Here is a 25,237-nt window from a genome sequence, read left to right as displayed (position 1 = left end):
TAAGATGCCTATCAAACTACATAGGTGGGCTGGTACTCCCCCAGCCATCCGAGAGGAAATTCGGCCATCCACCCTTTCTGAAAGGATGTTGGCAGAGAAATATAACATTACCAGAGCAACCGTTGGAAAATAGAAGAATAAGGAATCAGTGGAAGATTGCTCCCATCGCCCCCCATGACCTCCATGCAACACGCTCCCCGGCAGAAGAGGCCATAGCCGTTGAACTGTGCAAATCCCTGCTTCTTTTTTTGGATGACCTCCTTTTGGCAATAGGTGAATTCATTCAACCTGCCATGTCACGATATGCCCTGGACCGTTGTCTCCGTCGGTAGGGCGTCTTCAACTTGAAGAAGCTTGTGCCGGAACAAGAAGGGAAAAGCATCTCGAGAAGGTGATTAAGTCCTACTGCCCAGGTTTTATCCACGCTGACGTCAAGTGCTTGCCGCAAATGCCGGTTGTGACAAGCAGGAAATATCTCTTTGCGACTATTTACCGGGCAACGCTTTGGGTCTATATGGAAATCAGGTCCAATAAATCGACCAGGTCTGCAGAAGGTTTTTTAGAATACCTGATTAAAGCGGTTCCTTTTGTCATTAGCAAGATTCTCACCGATAACGGTAAGGAGTTCACTGGTCGCTTCTGCGCAACTGGCCAAAGGGAGCCAATTGGTAATCACCTGTTTGACAAGGTTTGCGCAATCCACGGTGTTGAGCACCGCTGATCAAGCTCAGGCATCCACAGATAAACGGGATGGTTGAACATTTTAACAGCCGAACTGAAGATATTCTTTGTCAAACCAGATTCAAGTCGGCCAATCATCTCAAGGATTCATTGCTTAAATACCGTCAGTTCTACAACCATCATATTGCTCAGAAATCACTCGGTCATGTCACTCCAGCAGAGGCGTTGAAAAACTGGCTGTATCCGAACCTTCCGACGGAGGTGATTCCTGCTACAGCCGGTGGGCCAATGGTTTGATAGTACATTTATAGTGTGCGGAAGGCAGCCGGAATTTGCCCCGGAATATCCAGGTCCCCCACGGTCAGGAAAATCATGTCTGAGAAGGCCTCCAGATTCCTGAATCCACTGGCCCCGTTTTTGACGATTTTGATGATCCTGTTTTTTTCCGCTCTGGCCCGGGATGAAAATTTCCATGTTTTATGCATGAGGAATGCCAGTTTGTCTGTTTTGTGACAGGCTGTCGGCAAGTTGTTGACTGGTCGTTCAGATTGGAGGTTGGGGTGATGCCATGGGCCGACAGGGAAGGGGGGGGAGACGTGTTTTTCCGGAATGATGGTCTGGTTGGTTGTTTGGTACGGTTTTCCGGTATTAGTGATTAGCCTGGGTTTGCGGCTGCGTAGGTGAAGGTTCAGGGTCCCTCGCTACCGGCAGGGTAGAAGTGAAGCAGCTGCAGGCCGCCAGTAGCTGCGCCAGGAAGGCCCAGTATGCCTCGATGCCGTCCTGGCAGCAGAACAACAGCTGGTTGCCCAGCATACAGTCAAGCAGGATCCTCACATAGGCATCCGGGGTAGGATAATGTTCATGGTAGGTCTAATTTAACCCCATGGTCGGCAGCAGGATCTGGGGTTGGGGGGCTTGACCCGGAAACAGAAGCGGAGGTCTCTTCCGGTTAGGTCTCGATGGTCAGGGGTGGCCCGGATCCTGTCGTGAGGCTGTCGCTGAACAGCGCGTGTGGCACGGCCTTGAACCGGATGGTGATCCGGGTCTGATTGCACGGTAGTCGATTTCCGGGAAAAAGGAAAAAATGCCTGTGCCCGCCTGATCACCTATCTGGGCAAATGGGGCTGGGATAAAGGAGTGGTGTTGGTGGAGGTTCACTGCAGCTCATTCTGCCCGTTGCCAACAAAAAAGGCAAGCCCGAAGGCCTGCCTTATATATGATCCAGGATCCAGGATCCAGGATCCACGATCAGTGGGGGCTAATGCTTAGTCCCGTTTGCCTCTTCTCCGGCTGATCCCGGTAAAGGCGGCCAGGCCGATGCCGAAGAGCAGGGTGGTGGCCGGTTCCGGAACCGGGGCGGCAAAGAGCTGGCTCTGGGCCGGCTTGCCGTTGCGCTCGATGTTCATCACCTTTACCACGCCGCCCTGGATGGAGTAATCGGCTTGATTCATAACGTTTTTGAAAAAGGTGTCGTTGCCAAACCAGTTAATCTCACCTTCCAACTGCCAGATGGTTTTCTGCACCTGGTTGGCCAGAGTGGTGGACTTTGCTCCGAAGGTTCCCTGCAGATAGTTCCAGAAGACCCACTTGGTCGCATCTTCAACAGGATCCATTCCTCCTGTAGCTCCTCCAATGCCTCCTGCTTCGGCGGCATCAGACACATTGGTCACTGTGTATTCTGAGCTGAAGTTGATGTATTCATTTTTTTCGAGGCAGAAGGTGATGTAGGTTTCACTCTTGCCGCTGTTGTCGGTCACCGTGGCCTGGAACTCACCGCCACTGGTGCTGCCGATACCATCTTTAAAGGTGACGCTATCACCGGAAACGGGCAGGGCATAGCCGCTGGCTACGCAGCTTAAGGCAATGAGGGTGGCGGCCATAACGATCTGTACTGCTTTCATGGTAACTCTCCTTGGTAGCGTTGTCGGGTATGGTGCTCCTCCTTCTCAAACGCTCAAGAAAAGTCGGGCAAGATTTGAAACGGGCCGAGTTGGCCCCTGGCTGTACATTCTCAGCTTTTTTGCATTTGGGGTGCCAGTTTGTTAATTTTGCGACAACTTATTTCCAAGTTATTGAGCAATCGTTCAAATTGAAGGTCACGGTGATGCCCTGGGGCGACAGGGGGGGGGCGAGAGGGAGGGGTGTTTTTCCGGAATAATAGGTTGAATGGTTGTTTGTTACGGTTTTCCGGAATTAGTGGTTGGCGTGGGCGGTTGGCTGTGTCGGGGAGGGTTCAGGGGCCCTCGCTGCCGGCCGGGTAGAAGTGAAGCTGCTGGAGGCCGCCGCAGTCTGCGCAGGCCTCCAGCACCGGTTCCAGGAAGGCCCAGGAGGCCTCGATCCCGTCCTGGCGCCAGAACAACAACTGGTCGCCCAGCATACAGTCCAGCAGGACCCTGCCATAGGCATCCGGAGCAGGACCAGGATAGTGCTCATGGTAGGCGAAGTCCATCTCCATGGTCCGCAGGCAGAGCTGGGGGCTGGGGTTCTTGGTCTGGAAACTCAGGCGGATGGCCTCTTCGGGATAGGTCTCGATGGTCAGGGTGTTGGCCCGGATCCCGTCGCCCAGGCTGTCGCTGAACAGCGAGTGGGGCACGGCCTTGAACTGGATAGTGATCCGGGTCTGTTTGCGTGGGAGCCGTTTTCCGGAAACCAGGAAAAAGGGAACCCCCTGCCAGCGCCAGTTGTCCACATAGGTGGTCAGGCGGGCATAGGTGGGGGTGGTGGAGTGGGGGGCCACCCCTGCCTCCTCACGGTAGCCGGGCACCCTGCTGCCCGCGATGATCCCTGGGCTGTACTGTCCCAGGCGGATAGCGCTGCCGCGCTCGGCGGAGAAGGTCCGGAGGCTGCGGATCACCTTGATCTTCTCGTCGTGGACCGCCTCGGCCTCCAGACAATAGGGCGGTTCCATGGCGGTCAGGACCAGGAGCTGCATCAGGTGGTTCTGGAACATGTCGCGGATGACCCCGGCCTGCTCATAGAAGCCGGCCCGTGTGCCTACCCCCAGCTGTTCGGCGGCCATGATCTGTACCGAGTCGATGTAGCGGCGGTTCCAGATGGGCTCAAAGATGGCGTTGGCAAAGCGAAAGATCAACAGGTTCTGGATGGTCTCCTTGGCCAGGTAATGGTCGATCCGGAAGAGCTGTTCTTCCTGGAAAAATTGGTGGAGGGTGGTGTTCAGGGAGCGGGCCGTGGCCAGATCGTGGCCAAAGGGTTTTTCCACCACCAGCCGTGACCATCCTCGGGTCTGGTCGGCCAGGCCGGCCTGGCCCAGGAGTTCGCCGATCAGGGGATAGAGTCGGGGCGGTACTGCCAGCTCAAAGAGGAGGTTGGCACTTGGCTGCCGGCTGCCGCTCTGTCGGCGGAGGTGGGCTGCCAGGCGGGCAAAGCCTGCCGGGTTGTACTCCAGTGGGAAGTAGTGGAGGTGTCTGCTGAAGGCCTGCCAGCCCTGGAGTTCCTCTGCACTGCGCCCTGCCGATCCACTGCGCTGGAGGTGTTCCCGGTACTGGCGGTCCGTCATCCTGGTCCGGCTGCAGCCGATGATGCTAAAGTGCTCCGGCAGTTGGCCGCTGTTGAACAGGGTCAGCAGGGCGGGGATCAACTTTCGGGAGGTCAGGTCCCCTGAGCCGCCGAAGATGATGATGGTGCAGGGCTCGAGCTCTGCTCGGGGAAGGATTTCGCAGGCGTGCTGGTCCATAGCTCTTCCTCTGGAGGTGCTGTTGACTGTGCCGGCTGGAGCTGAATCGGGAGATTACCCTAAACCATGATCAGTGGTCGCCCAAATGTCCAGAAAAATGAGCGAGCAGTCGGGGCGGCAGCGCTCGGCGTTTGCCCATTTTTAAGAAAAAAGAGGAGCAGATGGGAAAAAAGAGGTGTACAGGAGCTGGTAAGTCGTTGATAATCGCCTGACTTGTGATAGAATCCCTTGAAGTGTATTTTTCCTAGACCTCAACCTGAATTCCCATATACCGCAATGTACCTGGAACATTTTAATCTAAACCACCCGCCCTTTAAGGAAGAGCCCGATGTTCATATCTTTTATCCGGGCGGTCAGCGGGAGGCTATCTGCCGCTCATTGATCCGGGATATGAGCGGCGGCTCACCCCTGCTCAAGTTTATCGGGCGTGAGGGCTCCGGCAAGACCCTGATCTGCCGGCTTCTGGCTGAGCAGATCCCAGCCGACTATGATGTGGTCTACCTGGATAACCCCATCGGCTCCTTTGACGATCTGCTCCGGATCATCTGTCTGGACCTTGGGATGAATCCCAGCGGCGGCCATGAAGAGGTGAACTTTGCCCAGGAGCTCCACAAACTGGTCAGCCAGCGGCGACAGGCCAAGAGGAAGGTGCTGATCATCATCGATGAGGCCGAGAAACTCTTTCTGGCGACCCTGGAGCGGTTGGTCCGGGCCATCTGCGATACCGAGGATGCCCAGACCCTGCGGATCCTGCTGGCCGGTCGTCCGGGCCTGGATGTCAATCTGGAACAGTTGTCGATCTTCTGTGCCAATGTGGATATCAACGCCGGTTATACCCTGGAGCCCCTGAGCGAGGAGGAGACCGGCCAGTACCTCACCTTCCGCCTGGAGGAGGCTGGCCTCTCCCGCCATGTCCATGAGGAGATCTTTTCTTCGGAGGCCATCACCAAGATCCATGGTTCGGCCCAGGGCAACATGCGGATGATCAACATCCTGGCCGAAGAGTCGCTCCAGAACTCCTGCACCGATAAATCCTTTATGGTGCTCCTCGATCATGTCGATGTGGAAGAGGAGCCTGCCGGACCAGCCGTTCATTCGCTTTTTGTCCGGATGGAGGAGCAGCTGGGCTTCCTGCCCGGCTTTTTCCGGGAGAACCGGCTCCTGGCAGGTGCTGCTGGCGGTGCCCTGGTGATGGTCGTGTTGCTGATCATGCTGCTCTCAGGAGATGGGACGGACCAGGAGGAGCCGGGCCAGACTTCGGGGCAAGACTCGTTGGCGATCATCTCCCCTGCTCCGGAAGAACGGGAGCTGGAACCCGTGGCTGAAGAGACGCCTCCCCCTGCCGCTGAGCCGGTTGCCGGCTCAGCGGCAGGGAGCTTTGCTCAGGTAGCTGAAGAGGCACCTGAGCAGGCATCTGAGCAGGCAGCAGAGCAGACCGAGGACGCGCTGGCAGGAGAGGTCTTGGAGGAGCCTGAGTCAGGGGCAGACAGTTCCGGCCAGGCGTCCATTGCTGAAGAGCGCCTGGAGAATCGGTTCGAACCCCTGGATACGCCGACTGCAGATCCTGCAGCCGTGGTGGTTGCCCCTGCGACCAAGGCTGAGCCGGTGGTGGTGACCATCGGTCCGGAGCAGAAGAAACGCGCGGTGGAGCCCCCCCAGCCCAGGGGGAGCAGGGCTGCCCAGTCTCTGGTCGTCCCGCCGGTGGTGGTGCAGCCTCCCCAGGATCAGCCGGTCAACGGTCGCGACGGCAGCCTGCTGTTCAAGGAACGTCGGCGGGCCAGTGCCAACTGGTTGGCCGAGGCCTACCGTGGCTCCTATACCATCCAGCTGATGATGTTGACCTCCACCCAGGCCGAGCAGAACCTGACCCGGATGCTGACCCAGGATGCCTATTTCGCCATCAAGGACCAGCTCTATATCCTCCGTAAAAAAACCACTCCGCCCACCCTGTTTGTCTATTACGGCATCTATCCCACCATGGAAGAGGCCAGGCAGGTGCGTAATACCATGCCGGTGTTTCTTCGCAAACACCACCCCTATGCCGTGGCCATTGCCGCGGCCCTGAAAAAGAGCGAAGACTGACCGGATGCCGGGGGGGGGGACCCCCTGGTCTTGGTTTGCTCCCCAGGCTCTGTTCAGTAGGCCATGTAACTCAAGGACTTGAGGATCAGGGCAAAGCCCATGGCAAACATCCCGGTCAAGCCCATGCCGCAGGAAAATCCTGCCAGCAGTACCGGCGCATACTGCCGCCACATCGTACCGTAGCGTTTGTGGAAGTAGTATCTGCCCAAGATGGCGCCGGCCACCTCCAGAATGACCCCGTGGGGCGTTGACTGCCCCAATCCCCGCACCACCCCATAGATCAAGAGCACCGGCAGTCCCAGCAGCGAGAGCAGCATATACATCACCACCCCCAGGCCCAGGCCCGAGAAGACGTAGCCGGCATTGAGGGCCTGGAAGAAGAGGGAGTTGCCCTCCAGGGTGGAGGTCTGCATCAACAGGGTGTTGAGGGCCTGGAGGTGCCACAGTTCCTGGGCATAGGGATAGCTTGCCGAGGGGATCGGGGCCAGCCGCCAGATGAACTGGGAGAAGAGCAGGCTGGCCACCATCACCACCGGGAAGACTACCAGCTCGGCCTTGATGATCCCCCGGAGCGAGGTACCGGTGAGTTCGATCTCCCGAAAACCCACCGTGGCCTCGCCGTAGTTATGGATGGGGATGGGCGCATACCAGATCTCGATCCCCTGGTAGCCGAAGTACTTGGCCCCGGCAATGAAGCTCGCCTCCCGGACCATGGGCAGGCTGACAAACTGACCGGCGATCCCCTCCATTCGGGCGGTGATATAGGAGATGATCGGGGTATAGAGAAAGCCGTAGCCAAGAAAAAAGATCCAGGGAAAGTTGGGCACCAGCCAGATGCAGAGTCCCACATAGCTGAGGGTGGAGCAGACGTAGATGCCGATGGATATCCAGAAGTTGAAGTCCCCCCGCCCCTGAGGCGGGTGGAACAGGTCTCTGAGGCTGCCCCGATCAGGGCCGCTCTTGCCGAAGGAGCGGACCACCGACCAGATGCCGATCACCCCGATGGCCAGCCCCAGGCCGATGCCGAAGCTCATGTAAAAGTCAAAGTTGTTGGCAAAGACCGTGTCCACTGTGCCCATGCCCTGGTGCCAGCGGTGGAGGATGCCCTTGTCCCAGAGGATGGGGTTGAGCACGATGGTGATGATCAGGCCGATCAGGCCGCCGATCACCGCCCAGAAGGGCAGGACCATACCGATGAAGACCAGGCCCAGATCCAGCTGGACCCCGGTGGCCACGGCCGGGAGCAGCTCTTCGGTGTGCCGGGTCAGCTCGATCCAGGGGATGGGGATCAAACGGATGGGTTCGGTGAAGATCAGGCCCGAGACCACGGGCAGGAGCACATAGATGCCGCCAAAGGCCAGCCCCACCACCGCCCCGATGGAGAAGACCCGCCACTTCCAGCCTGACTGCTGCTCCTCCGAGGACTCGGCCAGGGCCATGGTCCCCAGGGCCCCCACCGGGGCCATGGGAAAGGGCAGCTTCTCCACATCCGAGGTGATCCGGTAGAGGGCATAGCCCAGGCCGAAACGGTCGATCCGCTGGATGATCTGGGAGCCCACCAGCAGCAGGATGGGAATCAGCCAGTCCCGGTGGAGAAAGCTGCGCTGGAGCATGGATTCCGAGTCGGCACCCGGGGCGATCCAGCTCGGGATGAATTCGGCCACCCCCAGCATCTTGGCCGCATCGGACTGGACCAGGTACTGGCTCCACAACAGCCCCTGGAAGGGGGAGGCCAGGGCGGCACCGGCCATGTAGTAGAGGATGAAGATCTCCTGCTGGCGCAGGCTGGTGTGGGCGCGCCTGGCGATCTCGGCAAAGAGGATGATCGTCACCCAGCGGGCGGCCGGACCGATGCCTGCGCCGATCACCAGCTGGAGATACATGGAGCCGGGCATCATCAGGAAGCCGATAAAGACCGCACCCACCACGGTCTTCCAGTCAAAGCCCTCTTCAAAGTGCTCCGGGGTCTTCAGCAGGTCCCGATATTCTTGTAATTCCTTATCATCATACATCAGGTCGTTCTATCCCTTGCACAGGTTGGTGGAGTGGCGCTCTCTAGTCCGGCAGGACCTGGTAGGAGCCATCGGCGAACAGGCCGACAATGGCCCAGCTTCCTCCCATGAGCAGGTCGCCGATGATCAGGCCGATGAAGAAGAAGCGCAGCTTCTTGAAGAGCTTCACCCCGCCGTAGCGCATGCAGAGGGCATTGCAGAGCCAGCCCAGGAAGAAGGAGAACCAGAGGATCCGCATGGCCGAGGAGTAGGCGGTGAGGTAGCCGATGGGGTGGATGGGCCACCAGTAGAAGCGGTGGTAGCAGCTGACCAGGAGCAGCATCACCACCGCCCCCACCAGGGTGAAGATCTTGAGCCAGCGACTGGCCTCGACCCCGGAGTCGTTGAAGCGGACGATGTTTTCATAGACCCCCAGGGAGGTGCGGGTGGCCCACTCCAGCTGGAGCTCCCGGATGCCGTACTTGTAGCAGAGGGCCAGCATGGCCGTAAAGGAGACCGCCACCGCCGTGACCAGGGTCAGGCCGATGCCTAGAAGCAGCAGGCGGCGGTTACCCAGGCGATGGTGGACCTCACGGGCATGGAGCAGGGAGGGGGTCAGTGATTCCCGCAGATCGACAAACAGGACCTTCTGGGCCACGGCTGCGATCAACAGCCCTGCCTTGGAAAACAGGGCCGGGCCAAAGAGGACCAGCAGGCCGTCGATGGGGGCGGCGGTCAGGGTGAAGTAACCCAGGCCGCCCTGGCAGATGATTCGCGAGGCCACCAGGGTGATCATGAAGAAGGCCAGCACCAGCAGCAGGGCGCTCAGGGGCCGCATCCCGAAGAACACACTCCAGGCGACGATGGCCGCCATCCCGGCCAGCGCGATCCAGAAGGAGAGCCGCACCGAGAACCATTCGGTGTTGACCGCCACCGGTCCCGGGCTCACCGCCTGCCTGAGCACATAGGCCAGCTGCTGTCTGGAGAGCCAGAGCAGAAAGAGGGCAAAGACCCCGTAGGCCCCGATCATCTGGATCTCTTCGGGGCGGGCCAGGGTGGGGCCAAAGGTCACTCCCAGGGCAGAGGCCGGGATGTTGTAGCCCATCACGGTCAGCAGCCCGACAAGCAGGCTGCCCAGGAGAAAGAAGAACCAGCAGGAGAGCGAGATCTGGCGGGCGGTGAGAAAGGCAAAGCCGATGAAGACCGGGTAGAGGTAGAGCTTGAGCTTGATGAAGCCGGAGAGCAACCCCACCTTGGGAAAGTAGGGCCCGGCCAGGACCAGGGTGGGCAGGGCCGGCACCGAGGGAAAGTAGTAGTTGAGGCCGTTGAAGAGGTGGAGCAGCACCGGCAGGGAGAGGCCCCAGAGCAGGTAGGGATGGAACAGGAAGCCCGCCAGTCCCTGCTGGTCATAGCTCTCGCTCATCAACATGGGCACCCGCAGCAGGGGAAAGTTCATCCGTTCGTTGTGGATCCACTGCCGGGAGAGCAGGTTGATCAGGGCCACCATCACGGTGTAGCAGAGGAAGATAAAGATCGACCAGGCCAAGAGGGGCCGGCTCCAGTAGTGCCAGGGGATGTTGGCCAGGACCTCCAGCCAGTCCATCCGGCGGCCGTCCACCAGGCCGTTGTAGAGGGTGGCCACCGCCCCCTCCTCGGGGTAGAGCAGTTTGGGCAGCAGCGGCTGGAGGATGGACTGCCAGTTGTTTTCGGCCGTGGCAAACTGGAAGGGCACGGTCAGATTGATGAAGAAGGTCCTGGTCAGGCCGGTATAGGCGATGCCCGAGGCGATCACCATCTGCATCCAGATCACCAGGAGCTCCTGGCCGGTGATCAGCCGGGCCCTGGGCATCATCCTTGAGAGCAGGCCGGCCAGCAGGGTGGTGAGCAGCAGGAAGTAGAAGGGGGCCAGGGGGAAGTGGCCGCCGCCCAGGGGGGTGGCCTGGTTGTAGATGTTATTGATCGGGGTCAGCCCGCAGATCAGGGCAGCCAGGAGGGTGCCGATGATGATGGCCCTGGGCCTGATGGGACGTGGCTGGCTTGCTTGGCTGCTCATGAACGCTTCTCCTCGGCCTGGGATTGGTTGCTGGGCAGGAGCCCGGCGTAGTGGCGATGCCCCTCGGGTTCCAGGGAACGCCAGACCAGCAGTTGCTTGCGCAGGGTGTGGACAAAGGCGGTGTTGACCCGTCGCCAGACCGTGAATTCTCCGGACTTCCTGCTCATGGTCACGCTGATCTCCAGGAAGTCCTTGCCTTCGGCGGCCTGGCAGAATTGGAGGTCCACCCACTGCATGATCCCGAAGTCAAAGGGCGCCAGCCAGACCTTGGCCCGGAGATGGAGACAGCCGTCGGCCATGGGCAGCTGGCGGCTGTTGTGCGCCTGCATGTCGGTGGCGTCGACCACCTCGATGGGGCCGGTGGAGAAGATCCCGTGGGAGACATCCTGGTGGGCCTGGAAGTAGCTGTAGAGAAAGCCGCAGATGGAAGGGTGCTCGCTGTAGCGCATCAAAAAGGGCAGGGTCACACCGAGGGTATCGCCCTGGGCCGTGGGCATCTCCCAGCTCTTGTTGACATCCGGGATGGCGATCTCGGCCGCCACCCTGGAGGGATAGATCACGGAGAGCAGCACCACCCCCATCACCAGGATCATGGCCGCCACCCCGGCGGTGGAGGAGTAGTTGACCGTAATCCCCTCCCAGAGGGGGGTGTCGGCCAGGAAGCCGGCACTGATCTGGGCCAGGAGGTAGCCCAGGACCACGGAGATGACGGCAAAGGCCATGGCCTCGGCAATGAAGAGGAAGGCGACATGGCTGGGAGCCAAGCCCACCGAGGTGTAGACCGCGATCTCGCGTTTGCGCTCGTAGACCGAACTGATCATGGTGTTGAGGACGATCAAAACGGAGATGATCAGGGGGATCAGGATGTTGGGCATCCCGGAGTAGCTCATGGAGTCACTGGCATTATAGACAAAGACCCCGTCAGGCTCGCTGCTGAACAGGGTCAGGTTGAAGCGATCGGTCAGGGTGGTCAGGATCTGGTTGCTGACGGGCTCCCGGGTGCGGAGGGCCACACTCTTCAACTCCCCGCCCAGGGTGAGCAGGGTCGAGGCCGGCAGGATCAGGATCTGGTCGGTACCGATATGGCGGTACCGGCCCTGGACGTTGTGGAGGTCTTCACCCGATTCAAGGGCCTCCTTCTCCACCTCGCTCATCTCCCGCATGCCCTGGGCGGGAAAGATGGCCGGAGTGAGCCGTTCGCCGTCAAGATCCGGACGTTGGGCCAGCAGCTTTTCCGAGTAGATCCCGGTGACCTTGAGGGGGATACCCCAGAGCTTGAGGGGCGGCTGGTCTGCCTGGTCCGGATCAATGTTCAGCCGGGCCGCCAGGGCAGCGGGGATCAGGACCCCGTTGCTCTCCTCTTCCGTGAACCAGCGTCCCTTGAGCAGGATGGTGTCCAGGCTGCTGAGGAGCGGCTCCCGGGGACTGAGCCCCATCAGCCCCTGGATCAGGAAGGGCTGCTCCTGCACCTCCACCTGAATGCGGGCCGCCCGGCTGGGTTCATCGGCGGCCAGCCAGACCCGGGGCCCAACCAGCGGGGTCCCCTCAAAGAGGGCCCGGAAGATGGAGAGGCTCTCCCTGGGAAGGCTCTGCCAGCCGATGTTTTTTAAGAGGATGCCCTGGTAGGAGCCCTGGGGGTCGAAGCTGAGCTTATGCTGACTGCGGATGGTGCTCACCGTGGTAAAGCTCATGATGGTAAAGGTGAGGATGATCAGGGTCAGGCAGGTCAGGGCCGTGCGGAGCCTGCGGCGGCGGAGGTTGGAGACCCCCAGGTAAAAGGCGGCCACAAAGGCCTTCCAGGTGGAGATCTCTGCCGGCCGTTTATGGGAGGCCCTCCGTTGGAGCAGGGTCATCTCGCTCTCAAAGCGGAAAAAGATGATCATGGTGACCAGCAGGGAGAGGCCGATGATAAAGAAGGCCAGGATCACCACCGTGGGACTGTAGGCCAGGGCAAAGGCCGGGTGGACCCGGGCAATGACGGCGATCAGCAGCAGCAGGATCAGGCAGAAGGCCAGGATGCGTTTATAGATGGAGACATAGCCAAAGAGCAGCCGCTCCAGGCAGAAGGCAAAGGGTACGAACAGGGCGATGTAGAACAGCACTCCGAAGAGGACGTCCTTCTGGGTGGTCTCCACATCGTCATAGACCCGGTCGGCCAGGGCCCAGGAGGTGTTGGCAGCCTCGTAGAAGGTGGCGTAGCTGCGTTTGCTCAGGGCCTGCTCGGCCTGGGCCAGCGCTGCCAGTCCCTGTTCCTGGAGGGTGGTGATGCGCTGGTTGTGAATGCCGTGCTGCTCCAGGTTTTCGATCCGTGGGCCCAGCAGGCTCCACAGGTCCCTGGCGGTCAGGTAGGCGGTGTTGTGGAGGGCCGGGCTGGTGTCCAGGTCATAGCCGCTGCCCATGGGGGTGGTCGGATCCCCATGGGTGAGGATCATCTTTTTCTTGAGGATGGTGTCGGAGAGGGTCAGCTTAAGCCGGGTTCCCGGCTCCAGAAACAGGGAGGCGATGATGGAGGAGCGGGTATCGATCCGGCTGTACCAGTAGCGCAGCGGCGGCGCCTCCCGGCGGCCATCGATGAGCTGCAGCTTGGTCATGTAGCGCAGGCTGCGGGGTTCCAGGAGGTTGAAGAGGGTGAGCTGTTCACAGGGAAACATCACCAGGTCGGTGCGCATGGCCCGGCGCTGCATCTTGATCCGGTAGGAGGACTTGCCGGTGAGCTTCTTGTCGATGGCCCAACGTACCCTGCCGTCATGGCGGGAAAATCGATAGCCCTCGATGATCACCTTATCCTGGACATGTTTCTTGTCGGCCATGCCCTTGAGGATAAAGCGGCCCTGTTGATCGCTGAGGGCATGGTAGCGGCTGGGGCCCTGGAAGGCCAGCAGCATGGTCCCGGGGGCCGGTTGTTCGGCAAAGAGCTCGCCATGGAGGAGGAGACTGGCCTTGCCGGAGACCGTGGAAAAACCGTCACGGATATAGCCCAGGGGCAGGTCCTGGGCCTGATCCAGGCCCAGGATCAGCTCTCTGGCCAGCTGCCACTGGGCTGCGGCTCTCGGCCAGTCCACCTGCTCTACGGTGTCTGCCGGGGTGCCCCAGGCGCTGCGCAGGTCGCCGGTGGTGGCCAGGGTAAGGCCGGGGAGGCCGGCCAGACAACTGACCTCGCCGCCCAGCTGGGGCTTGTCCGGGAGCAGGTCCTGCCAGGGTTGGAGCCGGTTGGGGCGCAGGGTGGAGATAAAGACCGGCGCCGAGGGCGGGGCGGCTGCGGCAACCTCCTGGAGGACCCGGTCGATCTCCCGAAAGGCACTGGTGCGGTTGATCCGGGCGCGGAGGGGATACATGAAGCCGCGTTCAAAGGCGCCCAGGCCGTTGCCGTGGCTGGAGAGGTGGAGGGAGACCAGCGCCCTGGGTTCGTAATCTGTCAGCAGGGAACGCAGGGCCCGGTTCTTTCTGAGCATCTCCTGCTGTTCCCGGATCTCGGCCAAGACCCGGCGATGGCGTGCCTGGGCACTCAGGCACAGGGGCTGGAGCAGCTCCAGTTCAGCCGCCTTGAGTCCGGAAAAATCGGTGCGCCAGCTGAGTTGGCGCAACTCCAACCGCTGCTGGGCCAGGGCGGCGATCTCTTCTTCCGGACTCTGCTCTCCCTCCCGGAGGCGCAGCTCCATCAGTCGGCTGGAGAGGCGGTCGATCTCCAGCTTGAGCACCTCTGCCAGCGCCTCCTGGAAGAGCAGGCCGTCGGGCGGCTCCGGCTCTCTGGCCTGGAAGAGTGCCAACACCTCCAGGTAGCGGCTTCGGCTCCCGGCGTCACGCTTGAGGGTCTTTGCCTGGCGGCGCAGCTCTTTGGAGGCCACTCCGGCGGTCCAGATCATCTCCCGCATGCCCGCCAGGCTCTGGCTGTGGCCGCTGGTGGCCATGAGCAGGAAGGGTCTTTGCGGGGGATGACGCCTGAGCCGGTCTGCCAGCTCGAGCAGGCCGGCAATGGAGAGGGCCTGGTCGGCTGCCGGGCTGTTGCCCGGGATAAAGGAGGAACCATCGTAGAAGGCCTCCACCACCAGCAGCTGATCCTTGAGCCGGGGATCGCTGCCGGGAAAGAGGGCATAGAGGTTGCGGCCGACCCCTCTTTCCCAGCGGATGGAGCTGGTCAGGCTGACCTCCCGGGTCAGCCGGGGCAGGGCGGTCCCGGTAGCTGGGTTCAGAAATGCACGGAGCTGGGCTGTGCTCATCCAGAAACAGGGAAACTGGATCGGAGAGAGTTCTTCTTTTTCCAGGAACCTGGCCCTGAAGGGCGGCTCCTCGGCCAGGTAGATCAGGGCCGAGGCCCCCAGGGAGGCGGCGTTGAGCCAGTTACGACCGGAGTTGAAGTCCATGATCACGATGGCACCTTTCACCTCCAGGCCGTTGAAGTCGCTCAGCTCACCCGGGCCCACATAGATCAGGTCGCCGCTCAAGCCCTCCGGGGGCAGGTCCTGGGGGGTGATGGCGTTGTAGAGCAGCGGGCTCAGCGCTACGGTCTGGCTGCCCCGGCGCAGGCTTGAACCCCGATGCTTACGGATGGGCAGACCAAAGTCAATAACACCCAGTTCAGCCGGACCGGCCGCCTCTAAGCGGGCCTGGATGTATTGGGCGGCAGCCAGGCTGCCCGGGCTGCCGGTGGTTCGTTCCGGAGCTGCAGCGAGCTGCGCCACGGTTCGGCGGAGCTCCTGGCCGAGATCGTTTTCCCCTGTGGCTGCGATGGACTCTGCAGCCTGAGCCGGGGCAGGCGCGCGGAGAACGCTCAGCAGGATCACCCAGAGCAGGATCAGGGGCAGCCGAGCCAGCCAAACCAGCTGTAAGGGGAAGCTCCGGCCCGGCTGCCCGTCCGGGAGGTGGAGGGGGCAGTGCTCAGCGTTCATGGATGGTCCCTACTGAGATGTTCAACTCTTCCCGCTTCTCGATCTTATCGATTCTGCCGTCGCGGATCCAGATGACCTCGTCGGAGACATTCAACATCTTGAAGTCGTGGGTGGCGGAGATGATCGTCACCCCCCGCTCCACGCTCATCTCCTTGAGCAGGGTGATGATCTCTTCGCCGGTGGTCAGATCCAGGTTGCCGGTGGGTTCATCGGCCAGGATGATGGCCGGATTGTTGGCCAGGGCCCGGGCCACGGCCACCCGCTGCTGCTGTCCGCCGGAGAGTTCCGAGGGCTTGTGGCCGTAGCGGCTGGCCAGGCCCACCTGGCTGAGCAGTTCCATGCCCCGTTCCATGGCCTCGTCACCGGAGGTGCCGGCAAAGGTCATGGGCAGGGTGACGTTTTCCAGGGCCGTCATAACCGGAATGAGGTTGAAGGTCTGAAAGATATAGCCGATCTTGCGGCAGCGTAACCAGGCCAGCTCGTAGGCATCCAGCTGGGCGATATCCACCTCGTCGATGAAGACCTTGCCGGAGCTGGGTTTATCCAGACCGCCGATCATGTTGAACAGGGTGGACTTGCCGGAACCCGAGGGGCCCATGATCGAGATATAGCGGCCCGGGGCAATGGTCAGGCTGATGCCCTTGAGTACTTCCAGCTGGTGTTGGCCCAGTTGGAAGTTTTTGGTCACATCCGTGGTTCGGACTATTGCATGCTCCATGGTCGTCCTCCAAGCTGAGCTGGCAGCCTCTCCCCGGGGCGAGGGCGAGGCCGGAAAGGCGCGTTACTGTTCCACCCGCATGGCTTCCACCGGTTCCATCCGGGCGGCCTTGATGGCCGGATAGATCACCCCGATCAGGCTGAGCAGGCAGCCGATCAGGGTGGCCTTGAGGGTGGTGGAGAGGATGGCGGTCCAGGGGAAGTCGGTCAGGATCATGCTTCCCAGGGAGGCCAGGGAACTGAGCACACCGGCGATGGCCCCCAGCAGGGCTCCGGCCGAGGCCCCGACCAATCCCTGGAGGGAGGCCTCGATCAGAAAGAGGAGCAGGACCACCCGGTCAAGGGCGCCCAGACATTTCATGGTGCCGATCTCGCGGAACCGTTCGGTTACCGCCATCAGCTGGGCATTGACGATCCCCACCACACAGACCAGCAGGGAGAGCACCACCAGCCACTGCTGTTTGGCACTCTCGCCGATGGTGCCGGTCTGGTCGCTGAGATCAAAACCGCCCCGGATCAGGGCCTGGATGGCCTCTGGCGTACCGCTGGCCAGCAGGGCGTTGGCCAGGTCGGTACACACCTGGATGTAACAGAGAAAGGCCACTGCCAGCACCAGGCTGGTGGTGGTGATCAGGGAGCGGAAAAAGCGCGCCTTGATGGATTTGTAGGCAATCTCAAAGGATTTTGCCAGGGGCAGAGGCGGGAGCCTGTCCATGGGATACCTCGCAGTGGTTGCTGATGATGGATTTTCCGGCCGCCCCTCTCCGTTAAAAGGGGTGACCGAACATGACCCACATGGAGGTTCCCTCCTCAGAGGAGGCCAGATCCAAACGGGCCACCGAGCCGGCAAAGAGGCAGCGCAGGCTGACCCCGGCATCCACCTTCCACTCCCGGAGCAGTTGGGAAAAGCTATAGTCATTGGCCACCCTGCCCCCCTCGACAAAGGCCACCAGCTGCATCCAGTCGGCCTGGAGGAAACGGAGCCAGGAGATCCGAGCCAGGGGGTTCCAGTCCAGGGTGTAGCGGTACTCTGCGCTGCTGTAGATCACCGCGCGGTCGTTGAAGCGGTCCTGGGGGTAGCCGCGCATCCGGTAGAATCCTCCCAGGCTGGCACCCTCGTAAAAGGGGGGGCGATGGCTGACCAGGACAGAGCCATCCTCCCTTTCGTCCTCTTGCCAGCTGGGAGTGTCTCCGGTCCAGAGGTTCAGGGCCACGATCCGTTGGCGGGCATGGGCCGAGGGACCGAGGTTGAAGTACTTGCTGGCCTCAAACTCGATAAAGGTCCACTCATAGGGCGACTCCAGCCATCCGAAATCGTGGGTCAGGGCCAGGTACTGGGAACTGCCCTGGGATGGGTTGGTGGGGAAGTCGGTGTTGTCATGGGCCAGGGCCAGCTCAAGCGGATGGACGGTGGCAGCAAGCTCGCCCTGGTCGGCCTCAAGGCTGCGGTAGCGGTTGAACTGACGGAGCAGCAGGGTGGTGACGCCATGCTCCAGGGGGTTCCACTCTTCGCCGCCCACCGGGGAGGACTGGAGGAGGCCACCCCGGAGCTCATAGCGCATGGTGGCCCGCTGGCGAGCGCTGCCCAGGGGGAGGACATACTCCAGCTTGAAGTCGGTCCAGTTGTCGTAGCCGCTCTCTTCAAGATAGTCGGCCTGGGCAGAGTCGTTACTGCCCGGCCGGGTCAGTCCGGAGCTGAAAACCGGGGCGCTGTAGGCTCGCTGACGTGGATAGTGGCCGACCATGCCCTGGGCGCTGAAGAAGAGCCGTCGGCTCCAGGGGGGCTGGTAGTCCCACAGCCCCAGGAACAGGCCCACGGCCTGGTCAAAGCTGGCAAAGAGGGTGGAGCCGAGCAGGAGCTGGTCCTGGCCATAGCCCTTCATCATCCCGCCCAGTCCCAGGGTGGTGCCCATGGCGTCGGAAGAGAAGCCGTAGGGGAGCAGGAGCCTGGACTGCTGCTTGCGGGGATTTTCCGCCCGGATGGTGCTGTCCTTGACCGAGGCCCGCGGCTTGGCCTGGGCAGGGCAGACCAGCAGGCTGAGCAGGGGGATCAGGAGCAGCAGGGGGCAGAGGTATAATTTCATTTTCTCCAGGCGATTGAGTTGGTATGGTCAAGGAGAAACAGACATTGCTTACAGGGTAGCATGTTCCTCTGGATATGACTATCCTTCAGGGGATGTTTTAACTAATTTTATTACACTTGAATCAACTTTAATTGGCTACAGGAAAGATATGAAGATACTGCTTGCGCAACCACGTGGTTTTTGTGCCGGAGTCAACAGGGCGATTGCCATTGTCAACCAGGCCCTGGAGTTGCACGGACCACCGGTCTATGTGCTCCATGAGATCGTCCACAACACCCACGTGATAGAAGAGCTGCAGGGGCGCGGGGCCATCTTTGTGGAGGAGTTGGAGGACATCCCCCGGGGCGCGGTGACCATCTTCAGTGCCCATGGGGTGGCCCTGGCCGTCAAGGAGCGGGCCCGGGCCCTGGGCCTGCGGACCATCGATGCCACCTGTCCCCTGGTCTCCAAGGTCCACCATCGGGTGAGTCGCCTCAACGAGCGGGGCTACGAGGTCCTGGTCATCGGCCATAAGGGGCATCCCGAGGTGGAGGGGACCTGCGGCCATGCCCGCGGCAGGGTGCATGTCCTCTCCAGGGCCGAAGAGGTGGCTGCCCTGGCTGTGGCTGATCCCGAAAAGATCGGCTACGTCACCCAGACCACCTTGAGTGTGGACGATACCCGGGATATCCTCCAGGCCGTTCGCCTCCGCTTCCCCCGGATCAGTGCGCCTGAACGAACCGATATCTGCTATGCCACCACCAACCGTCAGCTTGCGGTGCGGAGGCTGGCCGATCGGGTGGAGCTGGTCCTGGTGGTGGGCTCCAAGAACAGCTCCAACTCCAACCGGCTCCGTGAGGTTGCCGCCCATCAGGGCAGGGCGGCCTTTCTGATCGATCAGGCCGACGAGATCGATCCTGGTTGGCTGGAGGGGGTTCGTTGCGTCGGCATCACCGCCGGCGCCTCGGCACCGGAGCACCTGGTGAGCGAGGTGGTGTCCTGGTTTGCGGCCAGGGGTGAGATCTCGGTGGAAGAGATGGCGGGTGAGGAGGAGAGCATCAGCTTTCAGCTCCCGGACCTCAGGGTCTGAGTTTGGCCGGGAGGCGCTTCAGGGGGCCAGGAGTTCGCTGAAGCCGAGGCAGGGCTGGCCATATTCCCGGAGCAGGGCCAGGAGCAGGCAAAGAAAGGCGGCAGCTTGTCGGTTCATCAGCTGATGGTGGAGCATGAAGCCCATTCTTCCGTCGGCGGCTGCTGTGGCGATTTCCGCGTAGAACTGGTCCCAGGGGTCGACGTCCTCTTTGAGCTTGCGGGTGTGGAGGTCGATGTTGACCGGGATGTCCGGCAGAGCGGGGGGGGCCGCAGGCTGGGCCGTGGCGGTGCGCGAGATGGCCCTGAAACGGAGCCGGACCAGACCTTCCATGGTGGCGGCCGAGCAACGATTCCAGGGAGGGGTGAAAAAGGGCTGGAGGTTGCTGCCCAGGATCTGTTCCAGCCTCTGCCGGCCCTGGCTGAGATCCTGGAACATGGCCTCTTCACTGCGGGCCTCGCCGAATTCCGCCTTCCTGCCCTCTGGTTGGTGGTTGTGGTGGCTGTAGCCATGCTGGTGCCAGCACCACTGGGAGCTTTGGGGCTGGAAGGCCTGGTAGCCCTGCCAGCCTTCGGGGTCGAGCCATGCCGGAACCACGGCCAGGCAGAGGGGGGTTCTGCTGGTCTGAAAGAGTTCCATCAGCAGGGGGAAACGATCATCGTTTCGGGCTCCGATATCATCGGCACGAAAGAAGACCGGTACCTCCCGGTGGGCCGAGAGGATCCGGCGGAGTCTGGTTTCGCAGTCCCCGGGCAGGGGAGCGCGCCAGATGGCAGCAGCTGGGAGATTCATGTTCTTTCGGGTTCCAGTCCCTGTTTACGCCGGGCAGCCGCCAGGAGGGCCTTGGCCGAGTATGGCCCGCCTCCCAGCCGGATGCGTGTTGGGCCCGTGGGCAGCCCCAGGGCCTGCTGCATCAATCCTGCCAGACGCTCCGGTTCCAGGTCGCCTGGCTTGAGGGTGATGATCGGGGCCAAGGCCTGGAGCCGCTCGGCCCGCAAGCCCTGTTCCCGGTTCTGGGCAAAGGGATAGATCAGACCAGGGCAACCGGCGCTGATCACATCCATGGTGGTGTTGTAGCCGCCCATGGAGACCGAGAGGGCGGCTCGGCGCAGCTCTCCGGGCAGGTCAACGGCAAAGGTGGCGACGGTGGCCAGGGGCGCGGCCAGACGCTGTAGCCGTTGCCGTTTCTCTTCTCCCAGGTAGGGCCCGGTGTAGAGGTGGAGTCTGGTCTGCCCAGCCAAGAGACCGTGGGCCCTGCAGGTGGCCTCCAGCAGCGCAAAGCCAACACTGCCGCCGCCGGCACTGGCAATGATCAGCGGCGGCTCGTCGGCCTGGGCCGCAGGGGAACCGGGGGGACGGTCATCTCGGTCCCAGGCCGCGGGTCGATGGACATAGCCGGTGTAGACCACCTCCACCCGGATATCGTTCATCCGGCTGAAGGTCTCTTCCAGCCGGATCAGGGCCGGATCACTGTGGATCAGGAGGAGGTCGAAGGAGCTGTTGAGGCGATCGATCACCCGTTGCTCAAATTTTTGTTGGTTGTCCCGTTCCACCAGAATATCCCGGACCCCGGAGGCGATCAGGCAGTCCGGTCGCTCGGTGCGGGCATGGCGCAGCAGGGGGGCCAGTTCGAAGTGAAAGCTGTTGCGGCCAAAGGGATAGAGCTCGATGAAGAGGATCTCGGGCCTGATGCGGCTGAAGGTCTCCTGGATCAGCCGGCAGCGTTCTGCCTTGATCTCTTCCAGGGGCCTGTTCGCCTCGCTCCTCAGACCGGAGAAGGCCGGGTCCATCATCAGGGGCGGCAACTGGACCAGCTCCACCCCTGCAGGCAGCGGGATGCTGCTTGCCGCGCCACCCAGGAGCAGGGTGAGCTGGTGGCCCTTGAGTCCCCTGAGGATCTCAAAGGTGCGAACCAGGTGCCCTATTCCCAGGACATGTTGACAGTAGACCAGGATGCGCATGGTTAAGCCACCTCCAGGCTGTGGTGATTCACTCCGCCCAGGCTCAGACACCCCTGGTCGACCCTGAGCAGGTGGAGGTGATAGGGTCTGAGCAGGCGGGGTTCTTCCGGGAGAAAGGCCCGCTTGCTGAGGCGATAGAGCAAACACTTGATCACCCCCTCGTGGCAGACCACCAGTACCCTTTGTCCGGGCCAGCGCTCTGCGGCCCTGTGCAGGCTCTGCTCAGCCCTGGCCAGGATCTGGCGCCTGGATTCCCCTCCCGGTGGTTGGAAACCCCAGCCGCGCTCCACCTGGGCCTGGATCAGGGTCGGCTGCTCCTGCCTGAGCCTTGCCAGCCGTTGGCCTGTCCATCTTCCCCAATCCTGCTCCCTGAGGTCGGAGTCCCGGTGGCAGGGCAGCCGGAGTCGGCGGTTGACCAGGGCCGCAGTCGCCTGGGCCCGCTCAAGATCACTGCAGAGCAGCCGGTCCCAGTGGAACCCAGCCAGCTCTTCGCCCCAGGAGATGGCCATGCTCCGCCCCCGCGCAGAGAGCGGGCTGTCTGCCTGGCCCTGGATCCGTTGTTCTTCGTTCCAGAGGGTGAGACTGTGGCGGATCAATCCGATGACGGTGGTCGTGCTCATGGCTGGTTGCCTGCCCCGGATCGTCGTCCATGGGTGTGGACCACCTCTTGGAGCAGCCGGCCGATGTGGCGATAGTTATGTTCCCGATCATGGTGGTGACGGATATGTCGGGCCGCAGCCTGGCCCATGGCCCGGCGATGCTCGGGATCGCGGAGCAGGGTGGCCAGGTTGGTGCAAAAGGCATCCCGGTCGTCCAGGGCGGAGAGCAGGCCGGTGCGTCCTTCGGCCACCACCTCGGGGATGCCGCCGTTGCGGCAGGCCACCACCGGCAGGCCGCAGGACTGGGCCTCGAGAAAGACCATGCCCAGGGATTCTTGGAAACCGGGAAAGGCGAAGAGGTCGCCTGCCGAGTAGAAACGGTAGAGTTGCTCCCGCTGGATGGCACCGGTGAAGAGGACCTTCTCCCCGGGCAGCCGGCGGGCATGTCGCTGCAGGGTCTCCCCTTGGGGACCGTCTCCGGCAATGACCAGTTGAAAGTCAAGCCCCTGACGGTGGAGCTCTTGGCAGCAGTCGATCACCCAGGCTATCCCTTGGCTCTTGACATCGGCCCGGAACATGGCTGCCGTGCAGATAACCGGCCGTCTTCCCGAGCGCCAGCGGCTGCGCATTGCTGCCCTGGCGCGGGGATCAAAGCTGAAGTGCCTGGGCACGATCCCGGGCCGGACATAGCGGAGTCGCTCTTTGGGGATCAGTCTCGCCAGGTTGACCAGGTCATGGCCCCGGTCGCTGATATGGAGCTGGGCTTGGCTGAGGGCACGCCTGGCGAGCAGGTATCCGGGCAGGGTATGTCCCTGTCTGCGGTACTTGCTGGCATAACTTCCCTGGAAGATCACATAGGGCAGCCCCAGTCTCCGGCTCAGGATCGGGCCGAGGATGTCCGGGGACTTGTAGTAGCAGTGGTAGGTCAGCCAGCAGTCAACCGGCTCACGGGTCAGGAGTCGACTGAGCCGACGGATCTCCCGGGCCGCATCCAGTTGGCGGCAGGGATTCCAGTAGATCCAGCGGCAGCGTAGGCGGCTGACGATCAGGGGCTGGTGGCCCTGTTGCTGGAGGCTCTGGTAGAGTCCCCTGGCGATCATCAGATCCCCGGATGGGGTGGGGTGATCCAGGGGTTTGAACGGGGCGTAGAAGGCGATGCGCATGGGGAGTCAGGCCGGCCGTAGGGATGCCGGGGGAGTGCAAGGGCGCGAGCCCGGCCGCCGGGTCAAGGCCACTTCAGTCGCCCCTGAGCTGGGGGATCGCCTGGCGGTAGAGCTCGGCCAGCCGTTCAATCAGCACCTGGTTGTCAAAGTTTTCTGCCACGTGTCGCTGGCCGGCGGCCCGGACCCTGGCACGCAGCTCCTGGTCGTTGAGCAGCCGCATCATGGCCTCGGCCAGGGCCGCGGGATTGTCAGGCGGCACGGTCAGGCCGGTCTCCTCGTTATGGAGGATCTCGGGCAGGGCCGAGACCCGGGTGCCGACCGCGGGCAAGGCCATGGCCAGGCTCTCCACCAGGACATTGGGGATGCCGTCCCGGTCACCGCTGGCCGCGATCCGGCAGCCCAGGACAAAGAGGTCCGCATTCCGGAGTTCCTCGATCACCCGGTGGTGGGGGAGGGTGCCCAGCCAGCGGGTCTGCTCCCGCAGGCCGCAGGCCACGATCTGCGCCATCAGCTCGTCACGGTCATCACCGTCACCGATCAGGGTGAACTGAAAGGGGAGCTGTTGCTCCCGGAGCAGCACCAGGGCCTTGAGGATGTCAGGGAGGCCCTTTTTCTCGGTCAACCTGGCCACTGTAAGGATGCGGAAGGGCGGTGCCGTCTGTTTCGGCACTGCCGGCGGCGCGAAGAGCCGTAGGTCTATGCCGTGGTAGACACAGTGGAGCGGGGTGGCGGTGGTGCCGGCAATGGAGCGGAGGTATTCCACGTTATGCTGGGTACAGGTGACCACCATCTCCGCCTCTTTAATCTTCTCCTGCAGCTGGGCCGGGTTGGAGGTGTAGATATCCTTGGCATGGGCGGTGAAGCTGAAGGGCAGACCACTGAGCATGGAGGCAAACATGGCCACCGAAGAGGGAGAGTGGGCAAAGTGGGCGTGGAGATGGACCACCTCAGGAGATTTCTCCAGGAGATGCTGACTGAGATAGCAGCCCTGCATCAGGTGCTTCAGGGTGCCCAGACTGCGGGTCCGCTGAAAACGGGTTCCTGCCCGGGCAAGAGCGGCCAGGAAACGGCTGGGCCGGGCCATGGCATAGAGGGTGGTGGGCAAGAGCAGTCTGGGAAAATCGAGCCACAGGTCGGTGGGCAGGTAGTCCACCCGGGCCTGGATCTCCTTAACCGAGTCGTGACAGAAGGACTCCCTGGGCAAGCGCATGGAGAAGATGCGGACAGGGATGCCCAGTCGTTCCAGTACCAGGATCTCGTTGGAGATAAAGGTTTCCGAGATCCGGGGGTATCCCTTGAGGATCATACCGAGGGTGGGTTGTTGAGCAGGAGTCATGGTCATTGTACCAGCTGGTGGACCCCGACAAGGTCCACGGCAGCGAGAAGGTCTTGGTTGCACCGGCTGAGGGCGCGCAGGGTGGCCGGGTAGGGGTGGCCGATACCGATGGCGCTGCCCTCTTTCCGGGCCAGCTCGGTCAAGGTCTCAAGCTGGAGGCAGATCTTGTCGGGATCCTGGACGTTGTCTAAGAAAACATGTCGTCTAGCCGTGGGGATACCCAGTTGGCGGGCCTCACTCATCCCGGTGGAGTCGGCGGTGGTAAAGGAGTCGACAAAGAAGAGCTCGCCTCCGGCCAGGACCTGGAGCACTGCGCGCATGGCAGCCCGATCCTCGGTGAAGCGTGAGCCCATATGGTTGTTGGCGCCGGTGGCATGCGGGACCAGGGTGAGCAGCTGGCCGGTCTTTTCCTTGAGCAGCTGGTCGCTATCCTTGAGCAGCAGTGCCCCCTTGCCGGGGTTCCATTTCCTGTCCTTGGCTTCCATGGGCAGGTGGACCAGGATGTCACGTCCCAACTCGTAGGCCCGCTGCTCCTGCTCCGGGGTAAAGGGTGCGTGGGGCAGAAAGGAGAAGGTCAGGTTGAGCTCAAGGGCCAGCAACTCTTCGCCCACCCGGCGATGGTAGCCCATGTCATCGATGATGATGGCTGCCTTTGCCCGTGACTGGGGGTGTTCCTGCCCGGCAGCAGGCGGCGCCTGCTCTCCCCCGGCTGCAGCAAGCTCCGGGTGGGCCGGGGGATCGGGTTCTTCAAAGATAATGGCCACGCTCTCCGGGGCCTTGGCCTGGCTGTAGGCTTGGCCCGGAGCAGAGGGGGACGACGATTGACCCTGCTCGGGCGTGGCCTGGGGGCTGCAGCTGTTGAGCAGCACCAGCAGGAGCAGCAGCACCAGGCTGCGGATAGGGGGGAGGCTGGAAGACATGGGG

General features: G+C 62.0%; 16 protein-coding genes and 2 pseudogenes. 3 read left to right on the top strand and 15 right to left on the bottom strand.

The genetic code is table 11. The annotated features are described in order from the left end of the window. The first annotated feature begins 4 nt into the window (after positions 1 to 4). Positions 5 to 978, top strand: a pseudogene (locus tag G494_RS28160) (integrase core domain-containing protein). Between the two features lie 351 nt (positions 979 to 1,329). Here G494_RS28160 and G494_RS28155 read toward each other — a convergent pair. The 3 genes and pseudogenes from G494_RS28155 to zwf all read right to left on the bottom strand — a co-directional run. Next, positions 1,330 to 1,524: pseudogene (locus tag G494_RS28155) on the bottom strand (hypothetical protein); the annotation flags it as partial. A gap of 422 nt (positions 1,525 to 1,946) precedes the next feature. Beyond that, on the bottom strand, positions 1,947 to 2,582 hold the full coding sequence (locus G494_RS0116535) for a PEP-CTERM sorting domain-containing protein (protein WP_028585400.1): 636 nt from the start codon (positions 2,580 to 2,582) through the stop codon (positions 1,947 to 1,949). 332 nt (positions 2,583 to 2,914) lie between these two features. Then, positions 2,915 to 4,375, bottom strand: coding sequence for a glucose-6-phosphate dehydrogenase (gene zwf / locus G494_RS24080; RefSeq protein WP_035247033.1), 1,461 nt, complete (start codon positions 4,373 to 4,375; stop codon positions 2,915 to 2,917). 276 nt (positions 4,376 to 4,651) lie between these two features. Here zwf and G494_RS0116525 point away from each other — a divergent pair, with 276 nt between their 5' ends. Beyond that, positions 4,652 to 6,457, top strand: coding sequence for an AAA family ATPase (locus G494_RS0116525; RefSeq protein ID WP_028585399.1), 1,806 nt, complete (start codon positions 4,652 to 4,654; stop codon positions 6,455 to 6,457). A gap of 53 nt (positions 6,458 to 6,510) precedes the next feature. On the opposite strand, the gene G494_RS0116520 is transcribed toward G494_RS0116525, so the two are convergent. The 6 genes from G494_RS0116520 to G494_RS0116495 all read right to left on the bottom strand — a co-directional run bounded on the left by G494_RS0116520 (position 6,511) and on the right by G494_RS0116495 (position 18,188). Further along, the gene (locus G494_RS0116520) at positions 6,511 to 8,469 is read right to left on the bottom strand and encodes a hypothetical protein (protein WP_028585398.1); all 1,959 of its coding nucleotides are present in this window, start codon (positions 8,467 to 8,469) and stop codon (positions 6,511 to 6,513) included. Positions 8,470 to 8,512: 43 nt separating this feature from the next. Next, entirely contained in the window at positions 8,513 to 10,501 is a 1,989-nt protein-coding gene (locus G494_RS0116515; RefSeq protein WP_028585397.1) for a DUF6785 family protein, read from the bottom strand. Next, positions 10,498 to 15,387: an FtsX-like permease family protein gene (locus tag G494_RS24075; protein WP_051305788.1), complete on the bottom strand. Its 4,890-nt coding sequence runs from the start codon at positions 15,385 to 15,387 to the stop codon at positions 10,498 to 10,500. Before G494_RS24075 ends, G494_RS0116515 begins: the two co-directional genes overlap by 4 nt. Then, the gene (locus G494_RS0116505) at positions 15,377 to 16,105 is read right to left on the bottom strand and encodes an ABC transporter ATP-binding protein (RefSeq protein WP_028585396.1); all 729 of its coding nucleotides are present in this window, start codon (positions 16,103 to 16,105) and stop codon (positions 15,377 to 15,379) included. Before G494_RS0116505 ends, G494_RS24075 begins: the two co-directional genes overlap by 11 nt. 63 nt (positions 16,106 to 16,168) lie before the next feature. Further along, entirely contained in the window at positions 16,169 to 16,819 is a 651-nt protein-coding gene (locus G494_RS0116500) for an ABC transporter permease (RefSeq protein ID WP_028585395.1), read from the bottom strand. A gap of 52 nt (positions 16,820 to 16,871) precedes the next feature. Further along, the gene (locus G494_RS0116495) at positions 16,872 to 18,188 is read right to left on the bottom strand and encodes a BamA/TamA family outer membrane protein (RefSeq protein ID WP_028585394.1); all 1,317 of its coding nucleotides are present in this window, start codon (positions 18,186 to 18,188) and stop codon (positions 16,872 to 16,874) included. Between the two features lie 148 nt (positions 18,189 to 18,336). On the opposite strand from G494_RS0116495, the gene ispH reads away from it, so the two are divergent. Further along, positions 18,337 to 19,257, top strand: coding sequence for a 4-hydroxy-3-methylbut-2-enyl diphosphate reductase (gene ispH / locus G494_RS0116490; protein ID WP_028585393.1), 921 nt, complete (start codon positions 18,337 to 18,339; stop codon positions 19,255 to 19,257). A gap of 18 nt (positions 19,258 to 19,275) precedes the next feature. Here ispH and G494_RS24070 read toward each other — a convergent pair whose 3' ends face one another. From G494_RS24070 to G494_RS24060, 6 genes are all read right to left on the bottom strand, one after another. After that, entirely contained in the window at positions 19,276 to 20,046 is a 771-nt protein-coding gene (locus G494_RS24070) for a DUF2334 domain-containing protein (protein ID WP_051305787.1), read from the bottom strand. Next, complete coding sequence (locus G494_RS24065) at positions 20,043 to 21,215, bottom strand: glycosyltransferase family protein (protein WP_035247029.1); 1,173 nt, start codon at positions 21,213 to 21,215, stop codon at positions 20,043 to 20,045. Before G494_RS24065 ends, G494_RS24070 begins: the two co-directional genes overlap by 4 nt. 2 nt (positions 21,216 to 21,217) lie before the next feature. Next, positions 21,218 to 21,835: a histidine phosphatase family protein gene (locus G494_RS0116475; protein ID WP_028585392.1), complete on the bottom strand. Its 618-nt coding sequence runs from the start codon at positions 21,833 to 21,835 to the stop codon at positions 21,218 to 21,220. Next, positions 21,832 to 22,977, bottom strand: coding sequence for a glycosyltransferase family 4 protein (locus G494_RS0116470; protein ID WP_028585391.1), 1,146 nt, complete (start codon positions 22,975 to 22,977; stop codon positions 21,832 to 21,834). The genes G494_RS0116475 and G494_RS0116470 overlap by 4 nt, the downstream gene beginning before the upstream one ends. 73 nt (positions 22,978 to 23,050) lie before the next feature. After that, the gene (locus G494_RS0116465; RefSeq protein ID WP_028585390.1) at positions 23,051 to 24,313 is read right to left on the bottom strand and encodes a glycosyltransferase family 4 protein; all 1,263 of its coding nucleotides are present in this window, start codon (positions 24,311 to 24,313) and stop codon (positions 23,051 to 23,053) included. A 2-nt stretch (positions 24,314 to 24,315) separates the two neighbouring features. Continuing rightward, on the bottom strand, positions 24,316 to 25,233 hold the full coding sequence (locus tag G494_RS24060) for a divergent polysaccharide deacetylase family protein (RefSeq protein ID WP_051305786.1): 918 nt from the start codon (positions 25,231 to 25,233) through the stop codon (positions 24,316 to 24,318). Positions 25,234 to 25,237: the final 4 nt, after the last annotated feature.

It is taken from the genome of Desulfogranum mediterraneum DSM 13871 (genome assembly GCF_000429965.1).
GTDB lineage: Bacteria > Desulfobacterota > Desulfobulbia > Desulfobulbales > Desulfobulbaceae > Desulfogranum > Desulfogranum mediterraneum.
This window is presented reverse-complemented; position numbering and strand designations above follow the sequence as displayed.